15 protein-coding genes and 1 pseudogene are annotated in these 19,375 nt (G+C 36.9%); 3 read left to right on the forward strand and 13 right to left on the reverse strand.

Annotated features, from left to right (window positions below; all coding sequences use genetic code 11):
- Positions 1-123 precede the first annotated feature (123 nt).
- Together CUS89_RS07065 and CUS89_RS07070 are read left to right on the forward strand one after the other, a co-directional pair.
- Complete coding sequence (locus CUS89_RS07065; RefSeq protein WP_104871584.1) at positions 124-699, forward strand: CYTH domain-containing protein; 576 nt, start codon at positions 124-126, stop codon at positions 697-699.
- A gap of 114 nt (positions 700-813) precedes the next feature.
- Positions 814-1,482, forward strand: a complete 669-nt coding sequence (locus tag CUS89_RS07070) for a DsbA family protein (RefSeq protein WP_023520411.1) — start codon at positions 814-816, stop codon at positions 1,480-1,482.
- A 311-nt stretch (positions 1,483-1,793) separates the two neighbouring features.
- Here the strand turns inward: CUS89_RS07070 and CUS89_RS07075 are convergent, their stop codons facing one another.
- The 13 genes and pseudogenes from CUS89_RS07075 to spxA all read right to left on the reverse strand — a co-directional run bounded on the left by CUS89_RS07075 (position 1,794) and on the right by spxA (position 17,831).
- The gene (locus CUS89_RS07075) at positions 1,794-2,393 is read right to left on the reverse strand and encodes an RICIN domain-containing protein (protein WP_104871585.1); all 600 of its coding nucleotides are present in this window, start codon (positions 2,391-2,393) and stop codon (positions 1,794-1,796) included.
- Between the two features lie 343 nt (positions 2,394-2,736).
- Entirely contained in the window at positions 2,737-2,964 is a 228-nt protein-coding gene (locus tag CUS89_RS07080) for a hypothetical protein (protein WP_258082396.1), read from the reverse strand.
- A 408-nt stretch (positions 2,965-3,372) separates the two neighbouring features.
- Positions 3,373-4,320: a transketolase family protein gene (locus CUS89_RS07085; RefSeq protein ID WP_104871586.1), complete on the reverse strand. Its 948-nt coding sequence runs from the start codon at positions 4,318-4,320 to the stop codon at positions 3,373-3,375.
- A gap of 3 nt (positions 4,321-4,323) precedes the next feature.
- Positions 4,324-5,181: a transketolase gene (locus CUS89_RS07090; RefSeq protein WP_104871587.1), complete on the reverse strand. Its 858-nt coding sequence runs from the start codon at positions 5,179-5,181 to the stop codon at positions 4,324-4,326.
- 12 nt (positions 5,182-5,193) lie between these two features.
- The gene (locus CUS89_RS07095; protein WP_104871588.1) at positions 5,194-6,558 is read right to left on the reverse strand and encodes a PTS ascorbate transporter subunit IIC; all 1,365 of its coding nucleotides are present in this window, start codon (positions 6,556-6,558) and stop codon (positions 5,194-5,196) included.
- Between the two features lie 28 nt (positions 6,559-6,586).
- On the reverse strand, positions 6,587-6,868 hold the full coding sequence (locus CUS89_RS07100) for a PTS sugar transporter subunit IIB (RefSeq protein WP_104871589.1): 282 nt from the start codon (positions 6,866-6,868) through the stop codon (positions 6,587-6,589).
- Positions 6,865-8,903, reverse strand: a pseudogene (locus CUS89_RS16615) (BglG family transcription antiterminator). Before CUS89_RS16615 ends, CUS89_RS07100 begins: the two are co-directional and overlap by 4 nt.
- A 297-nt stretch (positions 8,904-9,200) precedes the next feature.
- Positions 9,201-10,673 carry a ribosomal protection-like ABC-F family protein gene (gene abc-f, locus CUS89_RS07110; protein ID WP_104871590.1) on the reverse strand — a complete coding sequence of 491 codons (1,473 nt, stop codon included), beginning with the start codon at positions 10,671-10,673 and terminating at the stop codon, positions 9,201-9,203.
- Positions 10,674-11,049: 376 nt separating this feature from the next.
- A complete protein-coding gene (locus tag CUS89_RS07115; protein ID WP_104871591.1) occupies positions 11,050-12,078 on the reverse strand; it encodes a zinc-dependent alcohol dehydrogenase family protein in 1,029 nt (342 codons plus the stop codon).
- Positions 12,079-13,548: 1,470 nt separating this feature from the next.
- Complete coding sequence (gene pepF / locus CUS89_RS07120; protein WP_104871592.1) at positions 13,549-15,360, reverse strand: oligoendopeptidase F; 1,812 nt, start codon at positions 15,358-15,360, stop codon at positions 13,549-13,551.
- Positions 15,361-15,490: 130 nt separating this feature from the next.
- On the reverse strand, positions 15,491-16,486 hold the full coding sequence (locus CUS89_RS07125; RefSeq protein WP_104871593.1) for a competence protein CoiA: 996 nt from the start codon (positions 16,484-16,486) through the stop codon (positions 15,491-15,493).
- Between the two features lie 133 nt (positions 16,487-16,619).
- The gene (locus tag CUS89_RS07130; RefSeq protein WP_104871594.1) at positions 16,620-17,270 is read right to left on the reverse strand and encodes an adaptor protein MecA; all 651 of its coding nucleotides are present in this window, start codon (positions 17,268-17,270) and stop codon (positions 16,620-16,622) included.
- Positions 17,271-17,432: 162 nt separating this feature from the next.
- Positions 17,433-17,831 carry a transcriptional regulator SpxA gene (spxA, locus tag CUS89_RS07135; protein WP_005877288.1) on the reverse strand — a complete coding sequence of 133 codons (399 nt, stop codon included), beginning with the start codon at positions 17,829-17,831 and terminating at the stop codon, positions 17,433-17,435.
- 754 nt (positions 17,832-18,585) lie between these two features.
- Between spxA and CUS89_RS07140 the strand changes: the two genes are divergently transcribed.
- Entirely contained in the window at positions 18,586-19,308 is a 723-nt protein-coding gene (locus tag CUS89_RS07140) for an HAD family hydrolase (RefSeq protein WP_104871595.1), read from the forward strand.
- Positions 19,309-19,375: the final 67 nt, after the last annotated feature.

Here is a 19,375-nt window from a genome sequence, read left to right on the forward strand (position 1 = left end):
ACCTCTACTTTGTTAACATTCATAGATATTCTAACATATAAACATAGTTTTTTTGCACCTTCTGTCTTTGAAGTTGACCAAAAACAAAAAATTAGGCAAAATAAAAGAAAAGGGGCGAGGCCAATGACTGAAATGTTAGAGATCGAATTTAAAACATTGCTAACTAAGGAAGATTACACGCGTTTGCTTTCGCACTATCAACTTACAACGGAATCCTTCCATATCCAAACCAATATTTATTATGATACGCCTGATTTCCAATTAAAAAAGCGTGGTTGTGGGTTACGTATCCGCTTATTAGATACCTATGCGGAGTACACATTAAAAACACCAACTACAGAAGGAAAATTGGAAACAACAGACACCTATACGCTCCAAGAAGCCACTAAAATGATCGAGGAACAGATACTGCCACGAACGGGTGCTGTTTTTCAAAAACTTCATGAACTATCAATTGATTCCAAGCAATTATTCAAAATTGGTGAACTGACGACCAAGCGTGTTGAATTTCCTATTGATGAAGGCTTGTTAGCCATTGACGAAAGTTGGGGGGAGCAGCTTCACGATTATGAATTAGAATTAGAAGTCACTGATGCTGCCAGTGGAAAAGTAGCATTTGAGCACTTCCTTCAACGTCAAGGGATTCCTTATCATCCTTCAAAAAATAAAATCCAACGAATGTTTGAGGCCAAAAATTAGAACTCTATCATTTTCATAAGGCTCATGAGTTCATTTTTTCGGGATTTTCTGGTAAGTTATACGTTGTGAATATTATTCATGATTTGCATAGAATCTAATTTGGGGGAGATTCGTATGATCGAAATCTATTTTTTTGTTAATCCATTGGGGAAAAACTGCTTTCATTTAGAGCAACAGCTCGTTCAATTTATTGATGAGGAATATGGAAAGAAGCCGAAAGACAAAGTACAATTTCGTTTTCTACCACTAGTTAACTTGCAGACAATCGGGGATGTCATGCAGACTAACGGGATTTCTCAAACTAATCTTGAAGAGCGCAACAAACTATTTTCCATTACTTATTCAGCTGCATTAGATTGCAAAGCTGCGCATTTTCAAGGAAAGAAAAAAGGAAGACAATTTCTTAGCCGATTACAAGAAGCAGTCAGTTGTAAAAAAATTCCATATTCTCAACAGCTTTCTGAATCGATTTTTTCAGAAATTGGAGATCTAAACATGTTCAAAGAAGATCGCCAATCTGAATTTGTCAAAGAAGCATTTTTCTCAGACCAAAAAATGGCCCGTGAAATGGGGATAAAGAAACATCCATCTGCTGTTGTTTATAATTATAATCGTGAACAAAATTTTGGAGTATTAGTTGAAGGCATGAACAGTGTTCGCCAAATCATGGCGATCTGTCAAGGAAAAGAAGACAGCTATCAGCTGTTTGAAAGCCATCCATTGCAAGCAACGAATCCACAACTTCATTCCGGAAATAGCCATTTATCTTTGCTTTCAAATTAAATAATAGATGTGTGTATTACACAAAATAAAAAGACACAAAACAAGGTAAACTGTTTTATGTCTTTTTTTCGTTTTTTTGATTACTTATTAAAAAAGCTGTTCTTTTAAAAGAATTTGTTTTTTATTCCAATACATCTTGTACTTCCATCTAGTATTTGATGCTATGTTTTTTCTTTTTATTTTTCACGCGGTAACAAAAGGAAATTTACTACTATTCTAATATTGTACCTTAAAGTAAACTAGGTGCATTCTATCCTGATCCCAGCAATTCCTTTTGATCATCCTTAAAAATTTTTGCTCTACAAGAAGGATTAAATTTCTCCTTCTACGTGAATCACAAATTCTTGTGACTTAATGCCATCTTTAGTATATTGACGAGTGACTAAACTTTCTCCATTTCCCACATTTCCAGTTGACAGATCCAATAGTTTTCCACTTTGTGCGTTTCTAAACTGATATACGCCCCCATTTACATGATTACCTACTTTATGTAATTTCCAATGACTACTATTATAAAAAGAACCACCATAACTACCAACTTTATTATTACCAAAACTATCTAAATTTTTCGTTTCAGTTAATGTTGATGATGTTAGATAATTATCGAACAAATGCGGTCCACACATGATCGTATATGAATCATCTTCTTCATTATACATCATTCCCCACTTCTGATTCCAATTCCCATCATTATGAAACATACACACATTGTTCAAATCAGATTGATCCCAGTCAAGTACATACCACGGATCTATCGCACTTTGAACAGTGACCAGTTTTTCATCATAATAATTTCCCACACTGTCTACACGATGATCAACTGTACTTGCCTCCACTGATTGGTTCATTCCTACGACGCCTAGTGTTACTGATGTAACAATACCTAATGCAACTTTTGTTAATAATTTCATTTCTATTCCTCTTTTCTTATGTTTTCAAATCGATTTGTTGAACACAGTATGCCATGTTTTTATTGATTAAATTTATTTTGGTTGGTAATACAACATTATTTAATTTTTATTCAATAAGTGCGTCAATTATAATAAAAAGCGCTTGATTTATAAAATTCTTTTCTTCTTTATACATAATGGAAAATAAATCAAACACTAATTTTTTTATTTTATTTAATCAATATAAAAATAAATTGTTTGCTATCTGTATAAAAAAAGAGAATCATCGGCTACTTGAAACACCTACAATTCTCTAATTATTTCTATTAAATTATAAATGATACACACTGCTGGACTAATTTCCTTAAACAGCAGAATGACTCGACTTTCTTTTTTTATTCACAACAACGAGTAAAAGCAAGCAGATAAGAAGACTAATGATTCTCAGTGCAGGAGTAAATAATAGGAAGATCATCAAATTGGCAAACCCTTGAACGACGGCAGAATCCGATTGATACAATTGATCCAATGGCTCTGCAAACACGCTCACATGCTTATAAACATACGCAGTAAAATAAATACATAGCAACACCTAATCCTACTATAAGGATATTTTTTGTTGATTTCGACAATTTCTGTTCCTCCATCTAATATTTATTGATCGGGTTTCTCTTTTTGTTTCCATAATCGGTCAATAAAATTTTTTTATGCTCTAACCAGAAATCCATTTTACCTCTAAATAACAAAATCAAAAAATATATGTACATGTTTCGTTCTAATTAGAAAACCTATAGTTGGTAATGAATCATCTCCTTATCCTCGTCCTTTATTGTTAATCAACACCCCTTCATCTCCTCACATTTATAACATAAGACAACATGTTTATCCTATACAAATCCATTGTACTACTAGTGGATCGTCAACTCAAAAAAGGAGTAAAAAAGGGTTGCCCCTTCGTTACTCCTTTTCGATTGCAAATAATCGTAGTCATTACGCTGACTTATTCCATCATTTGCTTTTTAATCCCCGCAACATCCAACCCAAATTCTTGTTGTAAGAAATCTGGTGTGCCAACTTGACCAAAACGTTCATTGACACCGATTCGTTTCAGTGGAACGCCAACCCCTTCTTCTGCAAGAACTTCAGCGACTGAACTACCTAAGCCGCCAGTAATCGAGTGATTCTCAATGGTTACGATTTTTTTCTTACCAATTGCTTCACTGAGGATCAACTCTCGATCAATCGGTTTGATGGTAAACATATCGATCACTTCACAGCTGATTCCTTCTTCCATCAATTGTTCGGCTACTTGCAATGTTTCAGAAACGAGTTGCCCTGCCGCAATCAGCAGATAATCCGTTCCTTTACGCAAGACATTTCCTTTGCCTAATACAAACGTTGAACCTTTCTCATAAACAGGCGTGACGCCTTTACGATTTCCTCGTACATAATGGATGCCTGACATTTGATGAAATTCTTTGATGATCCATGCCATTTGTACGTCATCTGCCGCATCACATACTACGGAATGAGGGATGGCTTTCATTAAGGCCACGTCCTCCCAAGTCGTATGAGTTCCCCCATTGTGCCCTGCAGCAAATCCCGGATCTGAACCATAAATATTGATGGTATTCCCGCCGTAGCCACCTGAAATAAATAGTTGATCAAATACCCGACGTGTCGCAAATGGACCGAAAGTATGGATAAATGGCGTGTACCCCGACAAACTTAATCCTGCTGCGACACCAACCATATTTGCTTCGGCGATCCCCATATTGATAAAGCGGTCAGGGTGTTCCTTTCCAATTGCTGTCCAACCACTTGCAGAACCTAGATCAGCATCTAACGCAATGACTTTCTCGTCTTTTCTCATCAATTCATTGATGGTTTCCACGACACAAGTTCGTAATTCTTTTTCGATCGCTGTCGATTTAGTTAAATGGAACATCCCTTATCGCATCCTCTCGATTTTTTCTTCTAATGTTTGGATTGCTTGATCTGCTGCTTGATTGACTTGTTCCGTATTGAATTTCACGGAATGATTCGCGTCTAAAGTTTCAAAATATGGAACCCCTTGTCCCTTCACGCTATCAAGTACAATACAAACTGCTTGATCAGTCACTTCTTTACATTTGTTGATTGCAGCATCAATGGCTTGTATATCGGAACCTTTTACTTTTAAGGTATAGAAACCGAATGCTTCCATTTTTTTCTGTAAATCGAACGGGTCAAGGATGTCCTTTGTTTCTCCATCTAATTGCTTCTTATTATCATCGATGATCACGATGCAATGGTTTAATTTAAAATGAGCGATATATTGGAATGCTTCCCAACATTGGCCTTCATTCAACTCTCCATCTCCCACGATCAAGTACACATAGTTATCTTTTTTAGCGTGTTTAAATCCTGTAGCGATCCCCGCAGCCATTGAAGTGCCTTGCCCTAAAGAACCCGTAGTTGCATCAACACCAGGTGTTTTTTGGCGATCCGGATGAGAAGGCAGTCTTGTTCCACCTTCATTGATCGTCAGTAACCATTCTTTGTCAAAATAACCAACATTTGCTAAAGCACTATATAACCCTGCTCCTGCATGTCCTTTAGATAAGACCAACCGATCACGATCTTCCCATTGTGGATTTTTAGGATCGATCTTCATCTGCTTACCGTATAAGACGGCTAACAACTCAACGATCGAAAATGAACCACCTAAATGCCCTTGCCCCATGTGTTTGATACTGATCAATGTATCTAATCGTATTTTAGTTGCTAATAATTCCAGTTCTTTTAGCTGCTCTTCCTTGATGGTCAAAATGATACCCCCTTACTCTGCGACTGTATCTGATTTTTTACTTTTCTTTAAAAGTGTCAAACCGATCAAAACAGCAAGTACAGCGACCACACCAGAAATAACTGCAATTTGTCCGCCCATATTTGCTAAGTTCCCTAAAAAGATCCCTGCAACACCATAATCTGTATCTGAGAAAGTCGAACCTTGGAACCCAAGATCGCCCATTACTGGCATCAACAAGATCGGCATGAAGCTAATGATGATCCCGTGGATAAAGGAACCGATGACCGCGCCACGTACGCCCCCAGTGGCATTTCCATAAACACCTGCTGTCGCGCCACAGAAGAAATGAGGAACTACGCCAGGAATGATCACTGTTGTCCCGGTAAAGACCATGATCACTAAACTAACTAATCCACCAACAAAACTTGTTAAAAAGCCAATCAATACGGCATTTGGTGCATAAGGGAACACGATTGGACAATCCAACGCTGGAATCGAATTTGGTACTAATTTTTCAGATATTCCTTTAAATGCAGGAACGATTTCAGCTAAAATCAAACGTACACCGGCTAAGATCACAAAAACACCTGCGGCAAATGAACCCGCTTGTTGTAAAGCATAAATAATATAATTCGTGCCATCGCTCAATGTGCTAGTAATATAGTCACTTCCGGCAAATAACGCAACGATCACATAGACGATTGCCATCGTAATCGTGATACTTACTGTTGAGTCCCGTAAAAAAGCTAACCCTTTAGGAAAATTGATGTCTTCGGTTGATTTTTCTTTATTTCCAACATACTTACCGATCAAGCCACTCAATGCGTAGCCAAAGTTTCCTGTATGACCTAAAGCTACAGAGTCATTTTTTGTGATTTGACGTGTAAACGGTTGTGCGATCGCTGGAAAAATCGTATTACAGATACCTAGCGCTAGCCCACCGAATAAAACCAAACTAAACGTACTCATTCCTGTCACACTTAAAATGACTGCAATCATACATGCCATGTATAACGTTGCATGCCCTGTCAAATAAATGTATTTGTACCGAGTGATTCTCGCAATCAAAATATTGAATGCCATTCCCGCTAACATAATAAGTGCTGTATATGTTCCATAAGTAGTTAGAGCTAACGCTACGATAGCTTCATTATTAGGAACAACGCCTTGCATATTGAATGCGGCTTGAAACATTTCTCCAAATGGCGCCAACGAACTTTCTATGACACCCGCACCAGCTGTTACAACCAAAAACCCTACAAAGGTTTTGATCCCACCTTTAACAGTCGTTGCCACATCTTTTTTCTGCAACATATTCCCCAATACTGCAATCAATGCCACTAAGATTGCTGGTGTACTCGCAATATCGATCAATAAATCTAAAATACTATTCATTTATTTTTCCTCCCCCAAAAAAATTTTTTTATAGTAATCCTTTTTCTCTACATGTCTCCGCTACTTTTTCTTTCAATTCATCTAGATCGATGATACTCTCCAACACGACGATTTCGCCTAAATGCTGAGCGCTATCTGCTAAATCTCTACCGATAAAAAAGACATCTGCTAATTCTGGTGCTGCACTTCCTAGATCATAATGAGCAACTTCCACTCCACTTACCCCTAGATCACTTAATACTGAATTGATATTCATCTCCACCATAAAACTTGATCCCAATCCTGAACCACATACTGCTGCAAATTTCATTTTTCATCTTCTCCTTCTTTGATCACATGGATGATTTCTTCTACATCTTTCGCTTCGAGTAATGACGCTAAACGTTCTTTATTCGACAAAATTTTAGTTAAACTAGCTAAAGCTTTCAAATGCATCTCATTGTCCACTGCTGCTAAACAGATAAATAACTGGATTGGATGTTTTTCATCATCGCTCAATAAGACTGGATCAGTTACCTTCAGTAACGACATCCCAATTTCTTTGACTCCATCTTCTGGTCGTGCATGAGGTAAAGCGATCCCTTTTCCAATATGGATAAAGGGTCCATGTTCAATGACCTTTTCGATCATCGCCCCCACATACTTTTCTTCGATTTTATTGGTCATTAACAAAGGCTGAGCTGCCTCAGTGATGGCTTCTTGCCATGTCAGTTGTTTGTCCGTAAAGTGTATGGTTTCTTTTGTTAATAATTCTGATAACATCGGCCGTTGATCTTCCCTTCTGTTCAATTCTTTGTTTATTTTTCTCTCGACGATCTGTCGCAGTTTCCTCTTTGTCATGCCTTCTTTCAATTCAATATATGGAAAAATCACTTCCAATATTTCTTCGATCGAATGAACACCTCTTCCTGAAACATAAAATGCTTGTTGGACCTTTTTGACTAACTCATTTTTTTCTAAAGGAGTCATGATGGGTTTCACCACATAACTGGTTACCGGAGTTTTTAATGGGACACTGGAAAACACCATATCAATGTCTTCCGAAAAACGAAGCATTTGGTATTCTTCTGTCGATCGTGCCGGCAAAAATTCGATTTGTGGAAACAGCTCTTGTAATTCCGATTCCATGATCAAGCCAGAGCTGATACCACTGGGACAAACGATCATCGCCTTTAATCGTTGGTAATGATGCCGCTCCTTTTGTTTTCTGATCTCTCCACCAAATAAAATCGTAAAATAACCAATTTCTGTATCCGGAATCTCGCCAACTAATTGTTTTAGCGGATAAAGCGCTAAACGAGTCAATTCAAATAATTCTCGATATTGGGTTTTGATTTCATCGATCAACACATTATTCAATGTAAAACGATAGCGGATACGAAAATAAGCGGGAACAAGATGATAAAAGAAATTCATCAATAATTTTCGATAGTCAACAAACCGGACAGCGGATAAACGTTCCATCTCATGGATGACCTCTCTTGCACATTCCAATAAAAATTCTACAGAGTGATCCTCGATATCGCCTTGTAAAACAGTCTTTAACAGCACAGTCAAATAGCATTCTTCTTCTACTTGATTTTGATTTGACCGAAATCTGTTAAAAATTTTTTGCTTGCTTGATAGACATTCAAAGAAATCAGCATCTCTTTGTCTTTTTCAGTTAGAAAAACTGCTTTTTTTGTGATCCGTGACAATAAAAAACTAATAAAATACAACATTTCCTCAAAACGACTCGGAACGATGATTAAATCGAATTCTGCTAAAATATCTAGCATGCGGTCTCTCACCACAACATAATTCGTTCTAGAAATGCCATAGATCCCCTCAAAAAGTAACCAGTGGCCGTTCTTAGTATCTGTTAGTAATCCAACAGTTGAATAAGCTAAACGGCGAACATCAAGTTCAGCGCCATCTAAGTAGAAGCCTTCTTTTCGCGAATAAATCAGGCGAATGTTTTCTTCTTGAAGTTTCATTCTTAAATTTCTGACATCTTTCAAAACTGTATTCTTACTTACATTGAATAATTCTTGAAAATAATAAACAGATAAGTCATCAACCATCGAAAAAGCAAGAAGATAAATCATGGCTTGTCTTTCCTCTTCCGAAAAATACAGTTCCTGTTTTGACACTTCAAAGAGGACTTCAGACCATCGTCGCCGAATCACCTCCGGAACCCGTACCTCCTCTCCAGAAATGTTTATTTTTTGCCCTAACTTTTTTTCACAAAAATGATTGATTTTTGTTAATTCTATTTTTAGAGTTTCTTCCTCCAAGTTCGTCAGTTTTATCAATTTTTGTCTGTTCGTTTCCTCAAACAGATAACTCAAGCGGTAATTGATCATTCCTGTCCCCCCATTTCAACTATAATGACTTTCCCTTGGAAACGCTATCACACTTCAGCGCAATTTAACTCGTGCTTTTTCCATTTCGATGGACCGAACAAAGTCAGCGGCGCACGCGTGTATTAAAATTAAAATAAAAAAGGTAAGTCGCCAGAAATAAATTCTTACAAAAATAAACAGCGAAATCCAAAAATAGGAAAAACGATTTCCGGATTTCACTGCTTATTTCAGTTACTTATTTTTGGCACTCCCTTTGACGCTCACTTAGCAACAACAGTAAACTCGTTTTACGCTGATTCAATTTCGTCGAATCAATTTCCGATCCTTTATTTCATAGACTTGATCTGCCACTTGTTGAACAAAATAGGGATCATGCGAAGTAAACAAAACTGTTCCGTGATATTGTTTCAAAAAATACTCTAGCGCATTCATTGTCCGCAGATCAATAAAATTAGTCGGTTCATCTAGAATCAATACGTTGGAAGGCTTAGCAAACAGGGTTGCTAGTGACAACCGTGTAGCTTCTCCTCCACTTAACGAACAAACTGATTGTTGGATAGCCTCCGGTGAAAAGCTTAAATGGTGTAGCATACTTCGGATCAAACTTTCTGGATATTCTGTCTGGCGCATCAAATACTGTAGGACAGTCATATCTTCAATATAGTGATAATCCATTTGCTCATAGACAGCAAAAGTAACTTTTGGACTAAGCTTCACTCCATTGTTTTGCTGCAAGATATGTCGTAATAAACTAGACTTCCCACTCCCATTAGGTCCATTAATCGCGATGTTTTTTCCTAGAGAAAAGGCAAAATCAACTTGATCAAGTAAGATTTTTTCACCGTAATGGATCGTCACTGATTCACCTGCGACCGGAAACTTATTGTGTAAAACAGTTGTTTCTGTCTGCGGGAAATCAATCGAATGTTTTCTCTGCACTCTTACGACTGCCGTTAATTTTTCTAAACGTTTCTCCATTGATTTCGCCGCTTTCATTACACTTTTTTGACCACTTTCTTTTTGTTTTGTCCCTGCCAGACGGTCAGGCTTTCGGCTGTTTTTATTACTTCTGCTTTTTTGATTAGAAGATTGTGCCATTTTTTTTGCTTGCTGCTCTTTTTTGGTGATACTATTTTCTAATTTTTTTCGTTCTCTTATATAGTCTTCATATGCTCTTTCTTGTGCAGTTGATTCTTGTTCTTTTTGCTTTAGATAATCATCATAATTCCCTGTATATTCTTTGATCGTATGCCCCGATACTTCCCATATTTTGTCAGCCAATTCATTGAGAAACAACCGATCATGGCTAACAAAAACTAAGGTTCCATAATAATACCGGAGTTCCTCAATCAACAATTGCACACTTTGTTGATCCAAGTGAGTCGTTGGTTCATCTAATAACAAACCTGGTGTGTACGTAGATAATACTTGTGCCAAACGATATTTCGTTTCTTCACCACCACTAAAGTGAGCCATTTGATCTGGTACTCGGAAACGGCTGAGTAACTCAAAATCGATTTCTTCGCTTGGATGCTGATCAAGGGCATCGATTTGCGCAAAATATTGAAAATCTATTTGCCGAGCTACTTCACCTTTTTCTGGAACGATTTCTCTAGCCAACAATTTGAGTAACGTCGATTTTCCACTCCCATTATCCCCAACGATACCGATTCGCGCATTCTCATAAATCGCTTGCTCATTGATTGTTAACACTTCTTTTCCATTATACGTAATCTCAATATCTTTTAATTGTATTGCTAATGTTTCCATTGTTTGCACTCCTTCTGTGCAAATGAACATCCTTCTGAAGGAAACACAAAAAAGAAGCAGCCTGTGAAAGACTGCTTCTTCAAGAAATTTGTCCATACTAAAAAAGCATAGAAAAACAGCAAAGTTCCCGTGAATTGTCATTTACAAGTTGTTTTTAAACGATTCAATTAATTGTTTAAAAATACTTGATCCAAATAAAACAACCACATGTCACATCGCTCCTTTTCTCTAATTACATTTATTTTATCATGATTGAAACCGTTTGACAAACGATTTTAAAAGCGTGACAGACATCAAATTTCTGAAAAACCATCCTTCAATTCTTGAAGGATGGAGAAAAGAATGATTTCCTCTCACTAGACGAACGGGGGAACCATCAAATAACTAATAATGATTTGATTGCTTTTCGTTCATCCATTGCCTCATAAGCAGCTTGAACTTGATCTAACTCGAATTGTTGCGTAAAGACTTTACCTGGTTCGATTTTATTTGATAAGACTGCTTCTAATAGCGAAGCTCGGTCGTGAGTCGTCACAGCCGCAATCCCTCCACGTAAGCCGATATTACGATAAAACAAAGCGTTCGTATCCAACTCATCTACGTGAGGAACCCCCACACGTCCAACAACTGCACCTGGTCGACCAACTTTTACTGCCGTTTCAACCGCTTGTTGCGTCCCTACACACTCTAACACTGCATCCGCGCCGGCACCTGTTAATTTCATGACCTCAGCAATTGCTTCTTCTCCACGAGCCGCAATGATATCCGTTGCTCCAAATGTCAAAGCTAGCTGTTGACGGTCTTCATGTCGACTCATCGCAATGATTTTTGATGCGCCTAACAATTTTGCTCCAATAACTCCGCATAAACCTACAGCACCGTCTCCGATCACAACGACTGTATCTCCTTCTTTCACCTCAGCACTCACTGCTGCATGATAGCCCGTTGCCATAACATCCGCCAACGTAACAAAGGAATTTAACATATCATCGGAATAATCTTCTGGTTTACCAGGGATTTTTACTAACCCCCAATTCGCATTGCGATAGCGAATATACTCTGCCTGATAGCCTGTTGAACCTGAAGTATCTGATAAACAATCGCCATCAAACCCAGCTAAACAAGCCTCACATTCCCCGCAACCATGGGTAAAAGGCACAATAACAAAATCACCCGGTTGAACGTTTGTAACACCTTCTGCTACCTCTTCTACGATACCGATCGCTTCATGTCCCGCAGCAGATCCTGCTTCTTTTTTAGAGATGCCACGATACCACCATAAATCAGAACCACATACACTTGCACGTACCACACGAATGATTGCTTCGTTCTCTTGATTCAATTCTGGCTTAGGCATTTCTTTGATAGCCATTTTCCCTGGTTCTAAAAATACTGTTGCTTTCATCGCTTCCACTCCTTAGATTAATTGCTTCTAGTATATCCCCTTGAGTCAACTCCAAGTCAAATAAAAACAATTATAGCCAGTCTTTTACCAATAAGCCGGAAGAAAATGAACTCGCTTTTATATACTCGTTATGGTATCATAACTTTGAAAAGAGAGCGTTGTATCAACAACTCTCTCTCCATATAGCACCGTTTTACTGGTGGCTAGCTTGGTTAGTTACAGAAAATAACCGTTAAACTCGCCAAAGTTTAAGGAGCGGTTATTTTTTGTTGTCTTTGTCGCTGACGATCAAGACCAATGTTGCAAATGACAATGCAAACATCAATGCCTCAAACACGGACATGCTTATTCCTTTCTAGGAGAAAGCCACAGATCAACATAGGCATCACCTCTTTTCTTAAGGCTAGCCACCGCATCAACTATACTATCCCTGTCAGTATACTATAAACCGAAAATCCAAACCTTAATTTTTATATTTTTTTGTTATTTATTGTATTGCTATTTTTACCTCTTTTTTTCTCTACCAGAACAGAAGAAAATGAACTCGCTTTTATGTAGTAACTATGATATCATTGCTTTGAAAAGCGGAGTTACGTCAACAACTCCGCTTTAGATAGCATCGTTTAAAGCAATGGCTAGTTTAGTTATTTACAAAAAATAACCGTTAAACCTTCCAAAGTTTAAGTGGCGGTTATTTTTTGTTGTCTTTGTCGCTGACGATCAAGACCAATGTTGCAAATGACAATGCAAACATCAATGCCTCAAACACAGACATGCTTATTCCTTTCTAGGAGAAAGCCATAGATCAACATAGGCATCACCTCTTTTCTTAAGGCTAGCCACCGCCCAAACTATACTATCCCTGTCAGTATACTATAAACCGAAAATCCAAACCTTAATTTTTAGATTTTTTTGTTATTTATTGTATTGCTATTTTTACCTCTTTTTTTCTCTACCAGAACAGAAGAAATTGAACTCGCTTTTATGTAGCAACTATGATATCATTACTTTGAAAAGAGGAGCTGCATCACAGCTCCCCTTCAGATAGTATCGTTCAAAACAATGGTTAGCTTAATATTGATTCAAAAAATAACCGTTAAACTGTCCAGAGTTTAAGGAGCGGTTATTTTTTGTTGTCTTTGTTGCTGACGATCAAGACCAATGTTGCAAATGACAATGCAAACATCAATGCCTCAAACACGGACATGCTTATTCCTTTCTAGGAGAAAGCCACAGATCAACATAGGCATCACCTCTTTTCTTAAGGCTAGCCACCGCATCAACTATACTATCCCTGTCAGTATACTATAAACCAAAAATCCAAACCTTAATTTTTGAATTTCCATGTTATTTTTAATAGTAAAAAACCGGAAAAATGTTGAGTGAGAAACTCACACACTTTTCCGGTTTTTGGTAGGATCAGAACGAATCTAGAAAGATTCGATCAATAGATCACTCAACACACGATTTCTATAATTCTTCCACTAATGCTTCTAATTCATTCAAGCGCTGTTCAAACACAGCCATTGCATCTTCAATATAAGCTGCTTGGGTCATGTCCACACCAGCTTTCTTCATTACTTCTACTGGATAATCGCTGTTCCCTGCTTTTAGAAACGTTAGGTAAGCATCTAATGCTCCTGGTTCTTTCTCCCAGATTTTCTTCGCTAAAGCCGATGCAGCAGAAAATCCTGTTGAGTATTGATAGACATAATAATTATAGTAGAAATGAGGGATACGTGCCCATTCATCTTTGATTTCTGGATCTTTTTCAACAGCCGGACCATAATACTTAGCATTTAATTCGCCGTAACTTTCACTTAGATACTCACTCGTCAAAGGTGTTCCTTTCGCATCTTCTTGGTGCATGAAGTGTTCAAACTCCGCAAATTGTGTTTGCCGGAAGATCGTTCCTTTAAAACCATCTAAATAATGATTCAAGACATAGGCACGAACACGAGGATCTTCTTCGGTCGCTAATAAATGTTCGGTCAAAATATTTTCATTTGTTGTTGATGCAATCTCGGCTAAAAAGATTGAGTAATCGCCGTAGACGAAAGGTTGATTCGAATGTGTGAAATAGCTGTGGACACTGTGCCCCATTTCATGGACCAAGGTGAATAGCTGGTCCAGTATATCATGCCAGTTCATCAAAATGTAGGGGTTGGTATCATAACCACCTGAAGAATAAGCCCCACTGCGTTTCCCTTTATTCTCTACTACATCGATCCAACGGTTTGAAAATGCTTCTTTTACGACAGTAAGATATTCTTCTCCCATTGGCGCAAGTGATTCAATGGCTTTTTCTACTGCTTCTTCATACGTGAATGTGATTGGTGCTTCGCCTAATACCGGAGTATACAGATCATACATATGCAATGTATCTACGTTTAATAGGCGTTTACGTAGTTCCATATATCGATGCAATAATGGCAAATGTTTGTTCACAACAGTAACTAAAGTATCATATACACTTTCAGGAATATGGTTATTGCTCAATGCAGCTTCTCTGGCAGAAGCGTATCGACGTGCTTTTGCTTTGAAGTTGTGCCCTTTGATATGTGTTCCAAGCGTGGAAGCAAAGGTGTTTCTAAATTGTGCATATACGCTGTATAGCCCTTTGAACGCCGCTTCACGTACTTCACGATTTGTACTTTCTAATAATTGACCATATACACCATGAGATAATTGGATTTTTTCACCATTCTCACCAGTGATTGTTGGGAACTCTAAATCAGCATTATTCAACACTGCAAAAGTACCACTTGAGGCACCAAATATTTCTCCAGCTCCAGCAAGTAATGCTTCTTGATCTGCTGATAAAATGTGTGCGCGGTTATCAACCATTTGTTTGACATAATGACGATAAACTTCTAATTTTGGTTCTTCTTCAAAATATTGCCAAATTTGCTCATCAGAAAGTTGCAACACTTCTGGCTCATACCAAGCAATTGCTTCACTCACTTTTGAAAGTAAACTTCCCGCACGAGCATACAACGCTTGATACGTGGTATTGGTCGTATCTTGGTCATTTTTTAAATGGGAATAGACATAAATAAGCTCAACTTTACGATACATTGTTAAGACAAATTCAAGCGCCTCCAAAAATGCTGTTGCTCCATTACCTAATGTTCCTTTGTACTGCTCAGAATTTTTTAATTCTTCAGTCAATTCTTCGTACTTTTCATCAAATTCTTGATCGCTTGAAAAGATCGGTGTTAAATCCCACGTCAATTTCTCAGGCAAATCTTCTCTGTTTGGTAACTTCGTTGTTTCGCTCATCTGTTCCACTCCTTTTGATCATCTTTGCAACTATGCTTCTCTGAATAAAAATAATAGTTACTTTTTTACTTACTCTTCTGAGTTTATCATAACTCTTTCATGATTTGTATATGGAATTCTTTTCCGATTATTATTTTCCGACTAAACGTTTACACTCTTCATAAAATAAGCGATATATTTTTTCTTCATCAATCAAAGGAAATAACCACTCATTTTTATGTTTTCTGATTTCTTGATACCACTTATCAAAATAACTTGTTTTCTTATCAATCTCTTGGCATCCCATCTGCGAAAACAGCAAGCGATAAAAGAATACTTGTTCAGAAAAAAAGCAAAAAAAGTCACTGCTTTCATAGATCCACGACTCAAGATAAAGCACATGCTTCTTTCTTAGGTAGCACTGTTCTTGTACTCCTAATACTTTTTTATTTTTTCGAATGATTTGTTTCGCTAACCAGTCTTTTGTTTTCACGGAAGGAGAGATTGGCAATTTTCGCAATGAGCCACTTTCGACTTCTAATACTGTTAATAGCTCCTTCTCAAAAAAGGACCAAGAAGATTGTTCAAACCTGATTTTCCCCGATAAATCTGTGATGATCTGACTATATAAGTAAATCATCTGTGTGGACCAGTCGATTTGCCAGAAGTGAACTCGTCGTAAATCGTCGTAATAACAAAACTTTTTTTCTACAGTTAACCGATCTTTCTTTTTGAAAAAATCCATTCCCAATAACCACCAAACAATGTACCCATTTGCCTTGTAATTGATTGTCCGTTCGATCATTCGCTCATAGGATAATTGAGAACACTGGACCTCAAACACATGATGACCAGCCAAAATATCAGGACGTTGCATCAGTTGTGATAAATATCCTTCCATTTCTACCCTTGGATAACTCTTTTTCAACCATTGAAAAAATTGTGTTTTTAAATAAAGATGCTCTTCAGATTCCGCCTCACTGAATACTTGGCAGCTCGTTGTATCGCGATGAGAAAAATGAGCGATCCGCTTCTTTCCTCTTTTCAAAAATACTTGTTTTCCACAGCTTGGACAATAGTACTTGAATTTTTTGCTTGCCTCTATTGCTAAAAAAGCATCCCCATTTTTGTCTTTTGCGAGCAGCATCCACATACTTCCTTTCATTTGTTCTTTCATGGAGTAAATACGCCAACGAAAAAAAGGCCTCAACGAATGTTGAGACCTTCGACAAAGCATACCTAGCAATTTCAACTATCGCTACGTTAGCTTATCCTATGGGTTATTCAAAATAAAATTTCACTCGTTCCAGAGCATTACGTTCCATCAATTGCTTTCCGTATTCGTTCAATGCTTCAGGGGTTCTTGTACTTTTTTCAGCAAATTCTAAAATACGTGCATATTGATTTTCAACATCAGTTTGATTTAGATTTTCCATCCAAAAGTGAACAACTAAATAATAACGTTCTTCTAATTGGTATAGATCTGTCCAAGCAGATTCTAATTGAACATCATTCGCAAGCTGGATCACTTGCTCAAAGTCACTGAATACAAAAATTGCTCGTTGTTCACTTGCAGTAGTTGATTCTGTTAAGTCGCTTTCCTCTTCATTCGCAAGCATTTGGCCTTGAAGAAACTCACTAACATCTGCGCTATTCAACGTCGATTCATTGTTTTGACCTATCTCTTCGTCTGGCATATTCTTACTGATAAACAGTTCTAGGCCATCCCCTTTTGGCAAAACTTGGAAAGTGACAGCTTCGCTACTTTGGAACTCCTCTTCAATATCCACTTCTTCTAAAATACTATAAAAAAAGTTTTCTATTTCTCTGTGGTTACCTAATAAATCTAAAAATGAGACACCACGTTCTTCTAGATCCTCATGGCCGATCATTACACGAATCGTATTCTCATTGATATGTTCCATTTCCATTTGCTACACCTCACTTTATCCCAACTATCCATATAGATTAATTGTAGCGAAATAAGAATAAATGTAAAGAAAAAATCATTAAGTACTCAAAAAACGCAATTTATTTTTAATAAAAAAAACTTAGGAAGACATCTCATCCTCCTAAGTTTCATTCTGTTTTTTCTATAAACCAGCCATTAGCTGGGCTTGACGTAATTCTAATTGACGAACATCTCGCGGTAAGAAACGGCGGATTTCATCTTCATTAAAGCCGACTTGTAGACGTTTGTCATCGATCATAATTGGTCTACGTAACAAACCAGGATTGTTTTGTACAAGCTCTAAAAGTTCTTGTAATGGTAACTCATCAAGATCCATGTTTAGTTTTTGGAAAACTTTTGAACGGGTAGAAATAATTTCTTCTGTTCCGTCTTCCGTCATTTGTAAAATTGCTTTTAATTCAGAGCTATTTAGAGGTTCTGAAAAAATATTTCGCTCTACAAATGGAATCTGATGCTCTTGCAACCACGCACGAGCCTTTCTGCAGGAAGTACAACTTGGGGAAGTATATAGTGTTAACAACGTGCATCACTCCTTTTTGTGATTATAGCCACATTTTTGTAACAGAAGATCCTGAAAATCTTCTATCTGTTCCTATTATACCTAATCAACAATTAAATAGCTAGCTTTTTTTAAAAATAATTTTTAAAAAAATGAAAGTTATCTAAGACAGATATACAGTTAAACCAAGGTTTCTACTTTATTCTCAGTTAAAAAATTAGAGTTTTCAAATACTTTTACAATATTACAAAAACATAACACAGCATTTAAATCTATACTAATCTTTTTTGAAAGTCAAAAAATGAGAGCGCTTTTTTCGCATTTAATGTTTTTTATTTATTTTAATAACAGACAATTTAAAAAACTCAGAAAATATGTGAAACTAATAAAATGTTGATTTTAGCGCCACAATAAAATTGATCTTACACACGAACCCTTTGGCGAAGTGAAAAATCATTCGTTATCTTACACATTAACGTTATTTTATATTTTACTAATTTTATTTTTTCTGTATTAAAAAAACAAGTTATCTTTTGTTCTATTTATTTTTACTATTATAATCCATTTGACAAAGTCGAAATAGATTTGCTGATTTCTTTATAATAAAATTAATTATTTTTAGTTAAAAAAACTAAAATACACAAACCTTATTCTGTCAAGTAATTAGAAATATAGTAATAAAAACCTTTAATTTACAACGTTTTTCTTGGCTTTTTTTTGTTACAATAAGCGAGGATTTGTGAATAAGATAGAATTTTGAAAGGCGTGTAATAATTTGATTAAATCAGTTGTATTTGATGTTGACGATACAATGTATGATCAGCAACAACCATTTAAGAATTCAGTTAAAAACGTGGTACCTCAAGTAGCAGAAGAAGATATGCATGGATTATATATCCGTTTCCGTCATCATAGCGACGAGAATTTCCCAAAAGTCATGGCTGGAGAATGGACACTTGATTATATGCGTGCACACCGCATCAGTCAGTCATTGATCGATCTAGGTTATTCGCCTATCTCCGATGAAAAATGCTTAGTTTTCCAAGAAGTCTACGAAGAGGAACTAGCGAATATCTCTCTTCATCCTGAAGTAAAGAAGACACTTGATTTTCTTAAAGAAAAAAATATTCCATTAGGGATCATCACCAATGGACCAACTGATCATCAAACAAAAAAATTAAATCAACTTCAATTAACAAATTGGATCCCTGCTGATTGTATGCTAGTTTCTCAAGCAACTGGCTTTCAAAAACCAGAAAAGGAAATCTTCCAATTAGCCGAGAAAACTTTCAATATGTCACCTAATGAAACACTATACGTTGGCGATAATTACGAAAACGATGTGTTAGGGGCTAAGAGTGCCAACTGGCAGACGTTATGGTTCAACCACCGCAAACGCTCCATCAATGAGCGTCCAGTGTGTGATGTAGAGATCAATGAATTCGATCAACTGCTATCAGCTATACAAACTGCTGTAGGCGAAGCTCAGCTTGTCTGATCAAATAAGCACATGCTATATAAATAAACAAGAAACCAAGAAAGATAACTTCGCAGATTTGCGAGGC

This window comes from Enterococcus mundtii, assembly GCF_002947535.1.
Taxonomy (GTDB): Bacteria; Bacillota; Bacilli; order Lactobacillales; family Enterococcaceae; genus Enterococcus_B; species Enterococcus_B mundtii_B.